We start from the raw sequence: 16,165 nt of genomic DNA, 5'->3' as shown, positions 1-16,165 counted from the left end.
ATCAAACAATGCGATCTCAAGCCTTGTCTGTTTAAGCAATTTCCCATAATGTGCGATTTTGTTACCAATGATATCAGTATCATTTTTCACCAACGGTTCATAACCAGCTGATTATCATAAATAAATCATGGCACCTAACCACTAGACGCCATGGTTAATTGGGGTTGTTTTGCCAGCGTTGTTGTCGTCTAAAAAATTACTAAGAACTTCCCTATTAAGCAGTTTGACTGCTTTCAGTGTAACGATCTGTCCCCCCTCATTTGCCGCCGCAAATAAGTTCGCTAATTCAGCAGGTTCGAATATCAGCGACTATGCTGAAATTATCCTGATCGTCATTGGCACTTGTTTGTTGATGTATAAATTGCTTAGCAAGTTAATGAGTCGCATACAACATCGTCGGCACCAGCTGAACGAGCAACTCGTGCGACTAAATCACTCACTTAATGCCAGTGGCGACGAGTGGTGGGAGTGGGATATTGCCAAGCAGGAGTTTCATCGTGGCCATCATTGGGACTACTTTCCTGACGATGGCTTGCGGAGTGACGACCACTATACCGCCGGTACTATTCATCCAAAAGATCTACCCCGGGTCAGAAAGGCCTTGAATGAACATATCCAAGGGGGCAGTGATCAGTTCCAGATCACCTACCGGCTCAAAGGGCAACACAATGACAGCTGGTTTTGGGTACTCGACCGTGGCCGAGTCGTTGGGAAAGACAACCAAGGGCATGCAACCCGCATGGCGGGGACGCTGTCTGATATCAACCACCTGATGCAGAGTAAAGATCAACACCTGCTGTTTTCCCACACTTTAGAGAATATCTCCGATGCCGTGGTGATCCTTGATAAAGCCTTCAAAGCGGTGGATGTGAATCAGGCATTCTGCAAAATCACCGGCTACCAGAAGGAGCAGCTAACCAACTGGCAGTTCGCCTTTGACCGTTATCCCCAGCAATTTACTGAGCAGCTCAAGCAAACCTTGAAAAGTACTGGACGCTGGTTTGGCGAACTGGAAGCCAACCGCGCCAATGGTGATATTTTTCAAATCGAGCTGACCATAGATGCGGTCAGTGATGATGAAGGTCAGTTTACCCACTATGTCGGGGTTTTCTCCGACATCACCCAACGTAAGAACACTGAACGCGAACTGCGTAAACTGGCGAACTCTGACACCCTTACAGAACTGCCGAATCGTTCGCTGTTTTATGCTAACCACAAGCACATGGTACGCAGAACCGAGCCCCATGCCTTACTGGTGTTCGACTTAGACGATTTTAAGAAGGTGAATGACTCATTAGGCCACCATGCCGGCGATCAGGTTTTGTGTGCCGTTGCTCGCCGTTTAAAGCGCTGTTGCCGCTCACAAGATACCCTCTATCGATTAGGCGGAGACGAGTTCGCCATTGTCATCGAGGGCAGTAATTCTGTCAGCACTCTGACAGAAGTAGCCAAACGCGCCATGCAGACCCTCAACGACCCTTTTACCCTGCAAGGATCTGAACTGTTTGTTACCAGCAGCATCGGTATTGCCATGTATCCACTGGATGGTGAAAGCACAGAGGAGTTGCTTAAAAAAGCTGATATCGCCATGTACTACGCGAAAAACCAGGGCGCCAACCGCTACCAGTTTTTCAGCGAGTCGATGAACGAACAAGCGATAAAACGGCTGCATTTAGAATCACTGATGCGTCAGGCATTAAAAGAGGGCATGTTCGAAGTTCACTATCAACCACAATACTCTGTTGAGCGACAGCAGATGGTGGGAATGGAAGCCCTGGTCAGGCTTCGGCATCCAGAGCAAGGGCTTATTTTCCCCGGTGATTTTATGCCGCTGGCGGAGGAATCAGGGCTGATTATCGATATCGGCAATCTGGTATTGGAACAGGCGTGTAAAACCGTTCAGCAGTGGCGAGACATCGGCCTCTATAAGGGCCACATTGCCATCAACCTGTCGGCCAAAGAGCTCGATCTTGATAACTTCAGCGATCACGTAGAAGCGGTGTTGGCGAAGACGGGCTTACCCGCAAACGCGCTGGAGTTGGAAATAACCGAGAGCTCGGTTATGCAGAGCCCGAAGACCGCGGTGGAATCGATGCAGGCATTGCGACGTCAAGGGATCATGTTGGCACTGGACGATTTTGGCACTGGCTATTCGTCACTGGCCTATTTGAAGAAATTCCCCATTACCACGCTGAAGATCGATCGCACCTTTGTCATGGATCTGGAAAGTTCGCTGGAAGATCGGCAGATGGCCAACGCCATTATTACCATTGCCCACAATTTAGGGCTGGAAGTGATAGCCGAAGGCGTTGAAACCCGCGACCAATTGAAAATACTCAGTGCCATGAGCTGCGATGTCTGCCAGGGCTATTACTTCAGTAAGCCGCTATCCCAGCGTGATATGACGACACTGCTCTCAACCCAGCAAGGCAATCTGCCCATCGAACTAATGGAGACAGCACCGCGCACGGCATAACGGTCACTCCATGCGAGGTTATGCCGCCCAGACCACCGCACTGGTTCCGGCGTTTCGCCGCCACTGCATACGTCGTTCCACCCGAAACAGTGGCCACACAAAAGGGCCAACCAGAGCAGCGGCAAACGCCCAGCGTTTCGCCTTCATTGCTGACTTCATCGCTTCTACATAGAAAAACAGCGCACAAATGACACTTAACGGAACAAATAACAGCAACACAACAAAGTCCTATCAAATTACCTAATTGCAATGACTCGCCATACGGCAGCAACACAACACGCCAAACAAAAACGCCAGCCTGAAACACTATTCACACTCAAGATCATACCATCGCAATGTATGAAAAATAACCACAAAAAAAGGCGGTTATAACCGCCTTTTCCCTAATACAGCCAACAACTACGAACTATTGGTAAAATTTTTCATCATTTTCCGCCATGCGTTGTAGCAAATCACACGGGGTAAAACGTTCGCCATGGGTCTCTTTCAAGCCATTAAGCGTATGCACAACATGCTTGGCTCCCAAGGTGTCCATATAACGGAAGGGCCCACCTAAAAACGGTGGAAAACCGATACCAAAAATAGCACCAATATCACCATCACGAGGCGAAGCGATGATCCCCTCTTCTAGGCATCGTGCCGCTTCATTCAGCATCTGTAACGCCGCGCGCTCCGCCACAGCCGATGCATTGGTGGTGGCGGTTGGTTGCATGCCTAACACGCCGTAAACGGACAGATCGACCTGCTTCCCTTTCGATTTTTTACCGTAATCGTAAAAACCTTTCTTACTTTTCTTGCCAAGACGACCATCCGCGATCAACTTCGAAAATGCGTCTGGAGCTTTAAACCGTTCACCCAACTCGCTCTCCAGAATAGGAGCGATCTTGCTACCGACATCAATGCCCACTTCATCGAGCAATTTGAACGGTCCCACTGGGAATCCAAAGTTCAATAAGGCGCGATCGATGGTATCCACACCATGGCCTTCCAGCAGTATTTGCGCCGTTTCATTCACATACAACGCCAAAATACGATTCACGTAAAAACCCGCACCATCTTTCACGACGATAGGTGTTTTGCCCTGCTTCTTGGCAAAGGCCACCGTGGTAGCAATGGTGTCTGCAGAGGTTTTATCGTGGGCGATCACTTCAACCAACGGCATTTTTTCTACCGGGGAAAAGTAGTGTAAACCAATCACGTTTTCGGGACGTGCTGCGGCTTCTGCGATCTGAGCTATGGGCAGCGAGCTAGTGTTGCTGGCAAATACGGTGTTCGGCTTAGCGTTCGCCTCCACCTCTTTCACCATACTGTGCTTCAAAGAGAGATCTTCAAATACAGCTTCCACCACGATATCAACATCGCTGAAACCGGAATAGTCAGTCGCACCAGTCAGTCGTGCCATCTGGTTTTCCATCTGGCGCTTCGTCAAATGGCGGCGCTTCACCTGTTTCAACAAGCGGTCATAGCTGTAACGCAAGGCGTTGCTGATTCCTGCAGGAGCCACATCTTTGATCCGTACCGGCAACTTGGCTCGCATTGCTGTGACATTAGCAATTCCTGCCCCCATTAAGCCGCCGCCCAGCACCGCCGTCTTATGGATAGCAGCCGCTTCTCCGCCCTCGACACCACTCTCTTTCTTCATTTCCGTGGTAGCAAAAAAGATATTCCGCAACTGCTGCGACTCCGCAGACTGCACCAGATTGCCAAAGTGTTTGGCTTCGGTAGCAAAACCGCGGCGGCGGTCAGCCACGCCGGCTTCCACACAATCCAAAATTCGCTCTGCCGCAGGATAATTACCTCGGGTCTTAGCCAAAGTTTTCTTGCGCGCCTGATCAAACAGTACCTTGCGACCAAACGGATTACGCTCTAACAGTTTTTCGATTCCTTTTAGGCGCGGCTTGATCGTCTTCGGTTTGCCTTTCATCACCAGCTTAACCGCTGTTTCAAGCAAGATAGTATTGGCTACCACCTCATCGACCAGTCCCATTTTCAGTGCTTGCTTCGGCCGTAACTGCTTACCAGTGAGCATCATATCCAACGACTTCGCGATGCCAACTAATTGCGGTAAGCGCTGGGTACCGCCACCACCGGGGAGCAGTCCTAGCTGCACTTCTGGCACACCTAAACGGGTCTTGTCATCATCGCTACATACGCGGCGGTGACACGCCAACGCGAGCTCCAGGCCACCACCTAAACAGGCACCGTGGATCGCCGCGACAACGGGAACAGGCAATGCAAACAGCCGATCAAATACTTTATGCCCCTGCAGCGACAATGTTTCCGCCTCAGCGGCCGTACTACAGGCATCGAGCATGCTGATATCGGCACCAGCAACAAACGAGTCAGGCTTACCACTGACCAGTACAACCCCTTGCAGATCCGACTTTGCCTCTAATTCATCGAGGACACCATTCACCTCGTCGCCAAACTCAGCTTTGAGGGTGTTCATGGTGTCACCCACCACATCCATGGTCAGTACAGCGATACCATCGTCACGGTAGCTCAGGGTAAATGCGTTATTCTGTTCGCTCATCGGTTACGCCTCCAATACCATTGCTGCACCCAAACCACCAGCCGCGCAGGCAGTGGTTAAGCCTAACCCGCCTCCCCGTCGCTTTAATTCCCGCAGTGTCTGCGTGATCATCCTTGCGCCCGTGGCTGCAAACGGGTGGCCATAAGCGATAGACCCGCCCAGGACATTAAATTTATCCATATCAATCTCACCAATGGCGCTGCTTAATCCCAGTTTCTCCTGAGCAAACTTGTCGCTGGCAAACATCTTCACATTTGACAAAGCTTGGGCGGCAAACGCCTCATGCATATCGATCAGAGTGAGATCGTTCAGCGTGATCTCCGCATTAGCTAAGGCCCTTGGCGTGGCATAAGAGGGGCCCATCAGCATATCCTGCCAAACGTCAATCGCAGCAAAAGCGTAACTGCGGATATAGCCTAAGGGTTCCAGCCCTAACGAGTGCGCGATATCTTCCCGCATCAGCATCACTGCCGCTGCACCGTCCGTCAGTGGCGTACTGTTAGCTGCGGTCACTGTGCCATGGCGACGATCGAAAGCTGGGCGTAATTTGGCGTAACCGGCCAGCGAACCATCGGCTCGGATGTTGTTATCTTGTTCAATAAAAGATTTATAGGGCGGCACATGGGCGGTCATCACTTCATCGTCTAGCAGACCGTCTTGCCACGCTTTGGCAGCGAGCGTATGAGAACGGTGTGCCAGTTCATCCTGCGCCTGCCGGGTGATGCCGTGGCTTTTTGCCATCTGCTCTGCGGTTTGTCCCATGCTCAGGCCAGTGGAGTATTCCGCCACCGCTGGCGGCACAGGCATCAGATCCTTTAAACCCAACTGACGAATGATCTTTAACCGTTGACCAAGGGTGCGCGCTTTATTCAATTCGACCAGCACGGTGGCTAATTTCTTACTGACGCCAATAGGAAGCACGGAACTGGAATCAGCGCCCCCAGCGATACCGATCTGACTTTGTCCGGCGAGGATAGACTCGGTGACATTGGCTACCGACTGGAAACTGGTCGCACAAGCGCGGCTCACACTATACGCATCGGTCGCCACATTCATCCCGGTCCCCAGCACAATTTCACGGGCAATATTGGGCGCTTCAGGCATCTGCACCACCTGACCAAACACCAGCATATCAACTAATGCCGGATCCAGGTCGATACGTTGCATCATCTCTGCAACGACGGTTTTTCCCAGATCCAGCGCAGAGACTTTATGAAAAGCCGTTGCCTGCTTGGCAAATGGCGTTCTCAATCCAGAGACCACTGCGATACGATGTCCGCCCTGGCTGACGAGGGGCAATGCCTGTTTACTCATCCCACACCTTTCTTATTTGTTTATTGAGGGAGGCCTACTCGACCTAGAGGTCTGACCTCTTAACTAAACGCATTGTAGCTAGTCCTTGACCGGTTTCAAACACCCGTTTTGATTTTTCCTTACATTTGTGACGGTTGTGATACTGGATCTCGCCCCCATTATTAGATAAAACCAATAGCCGCCAAGGCTTAGGCTCACTGTTGAGCCACCAGAGAAATGCTTAGAAGGTACGTAAACCATGCCAGTGAGTCAGTTCCAACAACTCAACAATTATTTGAATCAGCAGATTTTGGGACAACCCGAGCTTACCCATAATATTTTGGTTGCCCTGTTAGCCGATGGCCACTTATTAGTTGAGGGGCCTCCAGGCTTAGCCAAGACCCGTGCGATTAAAGCACTATCTGACGGCATCGAAGCCGACTTTCACCGCGTCCAATTCACCCCTGACCTGCTGCCTGCTGATCTCACCGGCACAGATATCTATCGCCCGGAAAATGGCAGCTTTGAGTTCCAACAGGGGCCACTGTTTCATAATTTGATCCTGGCGGATGAGATCAACCGGGCGCCGGCCAAGGTGCAGTCAGCCCTGCTTGAAGCGATGGGTGAGCACCAAATCACTGTCGGCAGTAAGACCTATCAACTACCAGAACTATTCCTGGTCATGGCGACGCAGAACCCCATCGAACAAGAAGGCACCTATCCGCTGCCGGAAGCACAGTTAGATCGTTTCTTAATGCATCTGGAAGTGGACTATGCCGGGGTAGAAGTTGAGCAGCAGATCTTAAAACTCAGCCGTAACGAAGCGCTAGGCGAGATGGTTAAGATCGACGAAAAACTGACCCAGCAAAGTATTTTCTCTGCCCGCAAAAAAATATTGTCACTGCATATGGCGCCAGAGTTGGAGCAGTATCTGGTGCAGCTGATTATCGCCACCCGCCAACCTGCCGCTTATGATCAACAACTGGCCAGCTGGCTGCAGTTCGGTGCTAGCCCTCGCGCCACTATTTCGCTGGAACGCTGTGCCCGTGCCAATGCTTGGTTAGCAGAGCGTGATTTTGTCACCCCTGATGATATCCATAGCGTGTTCCATAATGTGCTCAGACACCGCCTGCTGCTGAGCTATGAAGCAGAAGCTGACGGCGTCACCGTCAATCAGGTATTAGACAAGATATTAGCCTTGGTGCCGCTGCCGTGACAGAGGAAAGATCCCACAGGGCTGAGCCAGGCTGGGCGCTGGAGCAACGCAGTCTTATTGCGTTGAAACAGCAAACCGGTGGCATCTCCTTGCTCAAACCGAGACAACTGCGTAGTAAATTGGCGGGTAGCTATCAAAGCAAAGCCCGCGGTCGAGGCATGGAGTACGCAGAAACCCGTCACTACCAGCCCGGTGATGATATTCGTAGTATTGATTGGCGTGTTACCGCGCGCACAGGTAAAGCCCATACCAAGCTGTTCCATGAAGAACGAGAACGGCCAGTGTTTCTGCTTGTCGATCTGGGTGCCAGCATGCGCTTCGGAAGCCAGTGGCGTTTTAAATCGGTGCAAGCAGCGCACTTGGCCGCACAACTCGCATGGTGCGCCTGTGACAATGGCGATCGCATCGGCGGTCTGATCTGGAATCAATATCAACATCAGGAGCTGAAACCTAAAAGTCGCTCTGCTGCGGTGTTGCACTTAATCCACACCATGGTGTCACTACATGAACAAACACCTCAACATGGCATAGAGCCCCAGGATTTTAACCACGCCTTAAGTCGTCTGCGTTATATCGTCCGTCCCGGTAGCCAGGTGATCCTAATCAGTGATTTCCAACAGCTCAATGACGAAGGGATCCGCCACCTCAACCTGCTGGGGCGCCACAACGACCTCATCGCAGGAGAGATCTATGACCCATTGGAGATCCAGTTACCTGAAACTGAGTTTGGCAATGATCTGATGATCACCGATGGCAATCAGCGCGCCATCCTCCCCCTCAGTCAACGCAACCAGCGCCAGCAATGCCAACAACGCTTAGAGCTGGCGCGCCAGAGCCGTTTAGACCAGCTACAAAAAAGTGGCTGTCGCTTATTTCATATCGGTGCCCACGAAGAGATCAACAAGCAGTGGCGGAGGCAGCATCATGGGCGCTAAATTAGACCTTGAAGATCTTCTACTGCCACCTATGGTCAGCAGCATCTCATGGCCGCTGATCGCCTTGCTCGTTGCCTTGCTGTTATGCGCAGTGGCCATCACAGTGGCACTTTATCTTCGCTATCAGCAGCGACGCTACTGCCGTATCGGTTTACGGACACTGACCGCGATGGATGACCATACCCTGGCGCAGCTTTGGCCACTGAAACAGCTACTGCAACAGGTGATACGCGCCTACCAGCCCGACGCGCTCAGCGTACAACCGGCCAGTGGAAAAGCTTGGTTCGACGATTTAGCAGTGCATCTTCCGTCCAAGCTACGCGAGCAGATCTCACCACTGCAACTGCTCGCAGATGATCAACGATTTAAGGCCGATTTTTCAGCCTCGACACAGGTGCCCGCGTTACGTGCTGCCGCAGCGTACTGGTTACAGCACACTCGGTTACCTCATCACCGCACAACAGCTGCAACACAACAAAACAGAGGGAGGAAAGATGCTTGAGTTTCAATGGCTTTGGCTGCTTCTTGCCCTGCCGCTGCCGCTACTGAGTTACTTTTTTCTGCCGCAAGTAGAGACAAAAGCGGGCGCTTTGCGGTTACCAACCTTTGCCTTGCTGTCGCAACACTCGCTTACAGCCAACAGTGGCGGCCGGCCGGTACAGATCAAATGGCTTGCGATAATAGCGTGGGTGCTGCTGGTGATTGCCGCCAGCCGCCCACAGTGGCTGGGAGATCCCGTGGAAGTGCCAGCCAAAGGACGTGATCTCATGCTCGCAGTGGATCTCTCAGGGAGCATGGAGATTGAAGATATGCAGGTCAGAGGCCGCGCGGTTGACCGTCTAACCCTAGTAAAACACGTGGTTGGCGAGTTTATTGAGCGGCGCAATGGCGATCGAGTCGGTTTGATTTTGTTTGCTGACAACGCCTACCAGCAAGCCCCTCTCACCTTCGATACCGGCACCGTGAAACAACTGCTAGCGGATACGGTGATTGGCCTGGTTGGGCAATCAACCGCCATTGGTGAAGCGATAGGCTTAGCCACCAAACGCCTATTAGCCGATGAACAACCACAAAAGATCCTGATATTACTTACTGACGGCCAGAACACCGCCGGTGAAGTGAGCCCACTGGATGCAGCCAAGGTGGCCGCAGAACAAGGGGTGAAGGTTTATACCATCGGCGTCGGTGCCGACGAAATGATTAAGCGGACCTTCATGGGCACCCGCAAAGTTAATCCCAGTGCCGATCTGGATGAGGTCACACTGACCAAAATAGCCGCCCTGACCGGCGGCCGCTATTTTCGCGCCAGAGATGCTGAAGATCTGGCACAGATCTACCAAGAGATTGAACAACTAGAACCCGTTGACCAAGACCGTCCGATGTTACGACCAACCACCGAGATCTATTTTTGGCCTTTAGGGTTAGCATTCCTACTGATCACAGCAGCCTTCTTTTGGTCGATGTTCGCAAACCGGCTAACACTGCCTCCAGCTAATGCAGCCAACGTATCTGGAGCTGAACAATGAACTGGCTAACTGACTTTCATCTCCTGCGCCCATTTTGGTTATTGAGCCTATTGCCTCTTCCCTTGGTGATCTGGTGGTTATGGCGGCAGAACTTCGCCAACTCCGGTTGGCAAAAGCTCGTGCACCCCGAGTTACTAAAGCGTTTGATGACCGACGATTCCCCTGCACACAAGGGATGGCTATGGCTGCTCAGTGCGATTTGGTGCTTACATACTTTGGCGATGGCTGGCCCTAGTTGGTATCAGGTGCAAACCCCACTGTCCGCCGCCCCCAACGGGCGGGTGTTGATTATGGATATGTCACTGTCGCTGCTGGCAACCGATCTCAAACCAAATCGTTTAGTCCAAGCACGCTACAAAGCCATGGATCTATTAGATGGCTGGCAGGAGGGAGACACCGGACTGATCAGCTTCGCTGGCGATGCCTATGTACTCAGCCCATTAACCTCGGATATCAATAATCTAAAAACCATGATCCCCGCATTAGATCCCAGCATCATGCCGGCCATGGGGAGCCGTCCTGATAAAGCCGTGGCACTGGCAATCGAACTGCTCACCAGCGCTGGCTATCAAAAGGGGCAACTGTTTCTCATTGGTGATGAGATAAGACCCGGACAGCAGCAGCGGATCCAAGCCCTGTTGGGTGACCGCTTTGAACTGTCCATTTTGGGGGTGGGTACGCCCAATGGTGGACCGATCCGCATGCCCGACGGCAGCCTCCTGAAGATGGTGGACGGCGAACTGCCGGTACCCACATTAGAAGAGAACACACTGCGCAAAGCCAGTCAGAACAGTGGCGGTCAATATATTCGTATTCGCAGTGACGACCTCGATATCAAAAGTTTATTGGCAATAAGCCAGGGCGACAGCCAAACAGCGCAAACCGTTGATGGTGAGGTGTGGCAATGGCACGACAGCGGTTATTGGTTAGTGCTGCTGTTGTTACCTCTGGCACTGTCTGCGTTTCGTCGCGGCCTACTCATCTTGCTGTTGGGCGTGCCAATGCTGCTGCCCGCTCCGCAGGTCAAAGCCGATTGGTTGCCTGATGCCCTGAAAAGCGATGACCAACTGGCGGCGGAGTCTTTCGCAAACGGCGACTATGCCAAAGCGGCAGCAACATTTGATAATGATGCCTGGCGCGCGGCTAGCCTCTATAAAGCGGGGCAATATGAAGAAGCCGCAGCTATCTATGCTGAATTTGATGATGCTATTAATCATTACAATCGTGGCAATGCACTGGCGATGTCACAACAGTACCAAGAAGCATTAGACGCCTATAACCGCGCCCTTGAACTGGATCCAGAGTTAGCGAATGCAGTCACCAATCGTCAGCGCATTATGGACCTGATGGAAGACAATCCTGACCAGTCTCAGGGAGAGTCTGGCGACGGTAATGATGAGTCGCAACAAGGGCAACCTGGCGACGAACAACAAGAGCAGCAGGGCCAGCCCGGCGAAGGCGATAGTGAAGAAAATCAACCGGATCAACAACCACCAGGCGATGGCGAAAATAGCGAAACGAGCAAAAACGGCACCGGCGATCAACCACCGCAAGAGCAAACTGGTGGCGAGCAGCCGCCGAACGAAGCTGCAGACAGTGATAGCCAACCGCCAGCGGGCAACGCTGGTGATTCCGAGTTGGAGGTCGATGAATCAGCACTAAAGGCACCACAACCGACTCCCGGCGAACAGGACGGAAGCCAGCCCGATGGTCAGGCTGAAATGCCACAGCCACAACCGGTGACAGCTAACCCGGAGATAAATGATGACAAACCAGAACAAGAGGGAGCACAGGCCTACGCCACCGCCCCAGGTGAGCCCCTTTCCCCTGAAGAGCAAAAACTACAACGCTGGTTAGAGCAGATCCCCGACGATCCGTCATTACTGCTCAGAAACAAAATGAAGCTTGAACATCTGCGACGGGAAAAAGCCGGAGAGACAAGCGAGGAGACACAACTTTGGTAGCACATATGCAACGACTTTTTGCCCTTTTAATCCTGCTGCTTTGGGCCAACCAGTCATTGGCAAGCATGCAAATTGACAGCTCTGTGGCACCTAATCCAGTGTTTGTGGAGGAGCGTTTTGTGCTGACCATCAGTGTCGATGCCAACGCCGACAAACTGGAGTTGGATCGTGATGCGCTATTACGGCAAGGCCTAGTGGTAGGTGCAACAAATGTCAGCCGTAACTATCAAATCATCAATGGCGATAGTAGACGGCAAACCACCTGGCGCACCGAAATTTATGCGCGCAAAGCAGGCACTTATACCCTGCCCGCCGCCTCTGTCGATGGCGTGAAGGGCAAACCGGTGACTATCGATGTGCGACCAATACCCAAGCAAACTGGACCGGCGCGGGATCTATTTATTGACGCCGAACTGTCCAGTACCACCGCTTATTTAGGACAACAGATCAGCTATAGCGTCAAACTTTATCTCGGCGAAGAACTACGCAACGGTAGCCTGGCTGATCCACAGATGGCCGATGCGGCGATCCGCAATATCGGCTCTGATACTAAAACCACAGAGATAGTCGATGGCCGTCGCTACCAAGTGATCCAGCGCAACTTTGCTGTGGTGCCAGAACAAGCAGGCAGTTACGAGATCATCGGTGCCAACGTCAAAGGACAATTGGTGAAGCAAAATTCACGGGGGCAGTTGTACGGGTTGCCAGTCAACGAGTCGGCACCCACTCTGACACTGCAGGTAAAAGCTGCACCCGAAAACTACAGCGGCCACTGGCTACCATCGGAATTAGTCACCTTGCATGATGAATGGCAACCGCAAAATAGCCAATTGACGGTAGGAGAGCCGATCACCCGCACCATCACCCTCAGTGCCATCGGCATTGAAGATAAACAGTTGCCAAATTTGCAGATCCAATACCCGGCAACCGTTAAGGTCTACCCAGATAAGGCGATTAACGACACCTATGTACAGGAAGATCGCCTGATCGCCCAGCGTGTGGAGTCGGTCGCCTTGATCCCAACCCAAGCGGGAGAACTCACGTTCCCGGCGCTCTCAGTGAGTTGGTGGGATACAGCGCAAAATAGACAAAGAACAGCAGAACTGCCGGCACGAACATTTACCGTGATAGCCGCCGAAGGACAAGTGCCGCTCGCAGAGAATACGCGACAAGCATCCCCTGTGCAGGTGGAACAAGACAGCACCTGGTTCTGGCCATTTATATTGATGAGCATCTTGTGGTTAGTGACATTAACGGCTGCGATCTATGGTTATCTGAAGCGCAGCAAGTCGACACCTCAGGCACAGATACAGCCTGCATCAGCGAAAAACCTCTCTTTTGCTGAATTGGAAAAAGTGTGTACAACAGCGCAACCCGCCGCGATCCAACAAGGCTTGCAGCGTTGGTGCTTATCTCAGGGCTGGCGCAGCCGTCGGCAGTGGTTAGCTTCCGTATCGGCCACCAATGCCATACAGATTGAAAATCAACTAACGTCACTGGATAAAGCGGTCAACCAACAGGCCGAAACTTGGCCTGCCGAGCCCCTATTAGCGGCAATAAAGAGCAGCTATATGCAGACTGTTCCAGCCAACGGAACGTCATTACCACCGCTGTATCCGACTGCCTAAACAGTGACTCTCGGGCACAAAAAAGGGCTGTCGTCACAGCCCTTTTTTATTCATCTCTTTGCTACGTTTCCGCTCGAACAAAAACGCAGGCTATTTCGCAGAAATTATCTTAGTGCCAATTGGAACAACAGCCCTTCCGCCTGACAGCCAAAGCGATAAGTACCAGAGACTTCAATGCCACCGGCGACCTCTTGCTTCTTCACTTCGACCACTTCAACCGGCTCGGACGACTTGCTTTCGGCCATAGACAACCAATGGGCCAAGATCGTTTCCAAAGCAGCTTCATCGGCAACGACAGCAGACACTTCCGCAGTGCAATCCTCACCATCGAGAATAGTACCGACATCAACGCAACAACATACTTCTGTTTCATTGGCGGTACAGGTTAGATCCTTACTCATTTTCTTACCTTAATCGATAAACATATCTGCAATATAACGCAGATCTCACTAGGCTGTTTGAACTGTATCAACCCATCAGCGCATAATAGCCCCTTTAGTTGAGGCGCTACTCGCTCTTCGAGAGAGTCCAATCAGCGAAACAAACCAGCCAAAGCCGCTGCGTACTCCATTATTTTGGACCTAAATTTATGGCAGTTACACTTTTTCGAAAGAAAAAATCAAAAGACCCGGTCTCTGTTGATATGGCAAATAAACAGAAACGCTATGAGGCCCTGGTCAACGCCCTGCACGGCGATCTTTATCGCTATGCCTATTGGCTTTGTCACAGCCCCGACATAGCAGAAGATTTAGTTCAGGAAACTTTCCTTAGGGCATGGCGCTCTTTGGATTCGTTGAAAGATGAAAAAGCAGCCAAAAGTTGGCTATTTACCATCGTACGTCGCGAGAACGCCCGGCGCTTTGAGCGCAAGCAGTTTGATGTGGTGGATATTGACGACCAACCGGTCGCCGATCAGCAATCGGTTTCCACAGAGCAGGATACCGAGAACCACCTGCTTCGACGTCAAATCGCAATGTTGGCACCTGAGTACAGAGAACCACTGATTTTGCAGGTATTAGGTGGTTTTAGCGGCGATGAGATAGCCGAGCAACTTGGGCTCAACAAAAATACAGTCATGACACGTTTGTTTCGCGCAAGAAACCAATTGAAAGAAGCATTAGAAACAAGCGATAGAAAGCGAGGTCACAGCAATGGATGATCTGGAGTTAAGAAGGCGCCTGTATGCCGATCCCAATGATAAGGATCCGCAGATCAGTGACGCACTGACATCATCCCCGAGTAATCAGCAGTTTGCTGACGAACTAAAACAGCTTGATGGAAAAATTAGCAGCGCGGTAAAAGTGCCAGTGCCTGAAGGATTAGCCGAACGTTTGATCCTGAGTCAGTCAATGGAACAGTTCCGTCAGCAACGTAAACGTTCGCGGGTACATTTAGCCTTGGCTGCATCCATCGCCTTTGCTGTCGGCATTAGCTTTAGCTTGCTCAAGAGCACACCGCAACATGATTTTAATGTCATTCAACACTCACTAGCGCATGTTTACGGCGAAGCTGATCATCTTGATGGCATTGATGAAGGACTACGTTTTCAGCAGGTGAACAGTAAACTGGCCAAATTAGGAGGTCAGCTGGAGCAGGATATTGGCCATGTGTATTTCGCTAACTTCTGCGATTTTGATGGCACTCGCTCACTGCATTTGATTGTTGACGACGATAGCGGCCATCGCGTCACGGTGTTTTTTGTGCCTGACAATAAGCGCCCGGTCGATGAACAGTTCAACGATGGCAAAATGGCTGGCTCAGTCCACCACTTCACCGACTCCCAGGGCCAAGGGATGAGTATGGTGGTGCTATCTGAGCCTAACGCGCAGATCAAGACCGTTGAACAACGATTACAAAAATCACTGCGCTGGCAGAATATTTAAACTGATCGCGCAAGCGAAAAAAAACGCGGCCACAAGCCGCGTTTTTTTTTGCTTAATGCCTATCGCTAAAGTTAACGCGTTGGCAGTAACAGCATATCCAGATGCATCACCCCACCATCATCGTAGGGCTCACCCTTCTCTTCAAAACCAAACTGTTGGTAGTAAGGAACTAATGCCTGCTGTGCTGAAATCTTTATCGCGACTCCGGGATACCATTTTGCCAAGGTATCCAAACCTGTTTTAATCAGTTTTTCACCTAACCCTACTCCTCTACCCTGTTTCGCTAGAACAATACGCCCCAGCACCGGATAGTTAGGATGGCAGCTTGCCGGCGGTGCCAGGCGCGCATAGCCGATCAGCACATTATCCTGTTCGACAAGCAGGTGAGAGCAATGCTCATCCTCACCATCAATATCCAGATATAGGCTGTTTTGTTCCAACATAAATACCTGTTGCCGAAGCTTCAGTATCGCTATCAGCTGCGCTTTACTTAGCTGTTCAAAGCTCAATATGGACCACTTGAATGGCTGCACTCTACTCTCCAAACATTGTGCGGTACTGGATGCCGCCGCTTGAGGTTACTAGCACTAAAAACACAATAACGACATAAAGCGCTGCTATGCAACTCGATTGGCCGCCAATGACCACTTTTACCGCATGCCTATTAACCCCCTTTGATTAGGGATTGTTGCGTACAAATCAACCGATAAC

At 51.4% G+C, this 16,165-nt stretch carries 14 protein-coding genes; 9 read left to right on the top strand and 5 right to left on the bottom strand.

The window, feature by feature from the left end; genetic code table 11:
* The first annotated feature begins 376 nt into the window (after positions 1–376).
* Positions 377–2,476, top strand: a complete 2,100-nt coding sequence (locus EZV61_RS12265) for a bifunctional diguanylate cyclase/phosphodiesterase (protein ID WP_165569593.1) — start codon at positions 377–379, stop codon at positions 2,474–2,476.
* Between the two features lie 18 nt (positions 2,477–2,494).
* On the opposite strand, the gene EZV61_RS12260 is transcribed toward EZV61_RS12265, so the two are convergent.
* The 3 genes from EZV61_RS12260 to fadI all read right to left on the bottom strand — a co-directional run bounded on the left by EZV61_RS12260 (position 2,495) and on the right by fadI (position 6,323).
* Complete coding sequence (locus EZV61_RS12260; protein ID WP_233496505.1) at positions 2,495–2,695, bottom strand: hypothetical protein; 201 nt, start codon at positions 2,693–2,695, stop codon at positions 2,495–2,497.
* Positions 2,696–2,882: 187 nt separating this feature from the next.
* On the bottom strand, positions 2,883–5,009 hold the full coding sequence (gene fadJ / locus EZV61_RS12255; protein WP_131415901.1) for a fatty acid oxidation complex subunit alpha FadJ: 2,127 nt from the start codon (positions 5,007–5,009) through the stop codon (positions 2,883–2,885).
* A gap of 3 nt (positions 5,010–5,012) precedes the next feature.
* Positions 5,013–6,323: an acetyl-CoA C-acyltransferase FadI gene (gene fadI / locus EZV61_RS12250; RefSeq protein WP_131415899.1), complete on the bottom strand. Its 1,311-nt coding sequence runs from the start codon at positions 6,321–6,323 to the stop codon at positions 5,013–5,015.
* Between the two features lie 238 nt (positions 6,324–6,561).
* Between fadI and EZV61_RS12245 the strand changes: the two genes are divergently transcribed.
* Genes EZV61_RS12245 through EZV61_RS12220 form a run of 6 tightly spaced genes read left to right on the top strand, consistent with a single transcriptional unit; the run spans position 6,562 to position 13,571 of the window.
* On the top strand, positions 6,562–7,518 hold the full coding sequence (locus EZV61_RS12245; RefSeq protein WP_114339027.1) for an AAA family ATPase: 957 nt from the start codon (positions 6,562–6,564) through the stop codon (positions 7,516–7,518).
* The gene (locus EZV61_RS12240) at positions 7,515–8,453 is read left to right on the top strand and encodes a DUF58 domain-containing protein (RefSeq protein WP_131415897.1); all 939 of its coding nucleotides are present in this window, start codon (positions 7,515–7,517) and stop codon (positions 8,451–8,453) included. The genes EZV61_RS12245 and EZV61_RS12240 overlap by 4 nt, the downstream gene beginning before the upstream one ends.
* Positions 8,443–8,955 (top strand): DUF4381 family protein, encoded by a 513-nt coding sequence (locus tag EZV61_RS12235; protein WP_131415895.1) that lies wholly within the window; start codon positions 8,443–8,445, stop codon positions 8,953–8,955. The genes EZV61_RS12240 and EZV61_RS12235 overlap by 11 nt, the downstream gene beginning before the upstream one ends.
* A complete protein-coding gene (locus EZV61_RS12230) occupies positions 8,948–9,979 on the top strand; it encodes a vWA domain-containing protein (RefSeq protein WP_130567336.1) in 1,032 nt (343 codons plus the stop codon). Before EZV61_RS12235 ends, EZV61_RS12230 begins: the two co-directional genes overlap by 8 nt.
* The gene (locus tag EZV61_RS12225; protein WP_131415893.1) at positions 9,976–11,943 is read left to right on the top strand and encodes a tetratricopeptide repeat protein; all 1,968 of its coding nucleotides are present in this window, start codon (positions 9,976–9,978) and stop codon (positions 11,941–11,943) included. Before EZV61_RS12230 ends, EZV61_RS12225 begins: the two co-directional genes overlap by 4 nt.
* Before the next feature lie 5 nt (positions 11,944–11,948).
* Positions 11,949–13,571: a BatD family protein gene (locus tag EZV61_RS12220; RefSeq protein WP_131415891.1), complete on the top strand. Its 1,623-nt coding sequence runs from the start codon at positions 11,949–11,951 to the stop codon at positions 13,569–13,571.
* A 104-nt stretch (positions 13,572–13,675) separates the two neighbouring features.
* On the opposite strand, the gene EZV61_RS12215 is transcribed toward EZV61_RS12220, so the two are convergent.
* Positions 13,676–13,972 carry a YfcZ/YiiS family protein gene (locus tag EZV61_RS12215; protein ID WP_114339021.1) on the bottom strand — a complete coding sequence of 99 codons (297 nt, stop codon included), beginning with the start codon at positions 13,970–13,972 and terminating at the stop codon, positions 13,676–13,678.
* Positions 13,973–14,160: 188 nt separating this feature from the next.
* Here EZV61_RS12215 and EZV61_RS12210 point away from each other — a divergent pair, with 188 nt between their 5' ends.
* Positions 14,161–14,730 carry a sigma-70 family RNA polymerase sigma factor gene (locus EZV61_RS12210; RefSeq protein ID WP_114339020.1) on the top strand — a complete coding sequence of 190 codons (570 nt, stop codon included), beginning with the start codon at positions 14,161–14,163 and terminating at the stop codon, positions 14,728–14,730.
* Positions 14,723–15,454: a DUF3379 family protein gene (locus EZV61_RS12205; RefSeq protein ID WP_114339019.1), complete on the top strand. Its 732-nt coding sequence runs from the start codon at positions 14,723–14,725 to the stop codon at positions 15,452–15,454. Before EZV61_RS12210 ends, EZV61_RS12205 begins: the two co-directional genes overlap by 8 nt.
* A gap of 71 nt (positions 15,455–15,525) precedes the next feature.
* On the opposite strand, the gene EZV61_RS12200 is transcribed toward EZV61_RS12205, so the two are convergent.
* Entirely contained in the window at positions 15,526–15,987 is a 462-nt protein-coding gene (locus tag EZV61_RS12200; protein WP_114339018.1) for a GNAT family N-acetyltransferase, read from the bottom strand.
* Between the last annotated feature and the right edge of the window lie 178 nt (positions 15,988–16,165).

This window comes from Corallincola luteus (assembly GCF_004336975.1).
GTDB classification, from domain to species: Bacteria; Pseudomonadota; Gammaproteobacteria; order Enterobacterales; family Neiellaceae; genus Corallincola; species Corallincola holothuriorum.
This window is presented reverse-complemented; position numbering and strand designations above follow the sequence as displayed.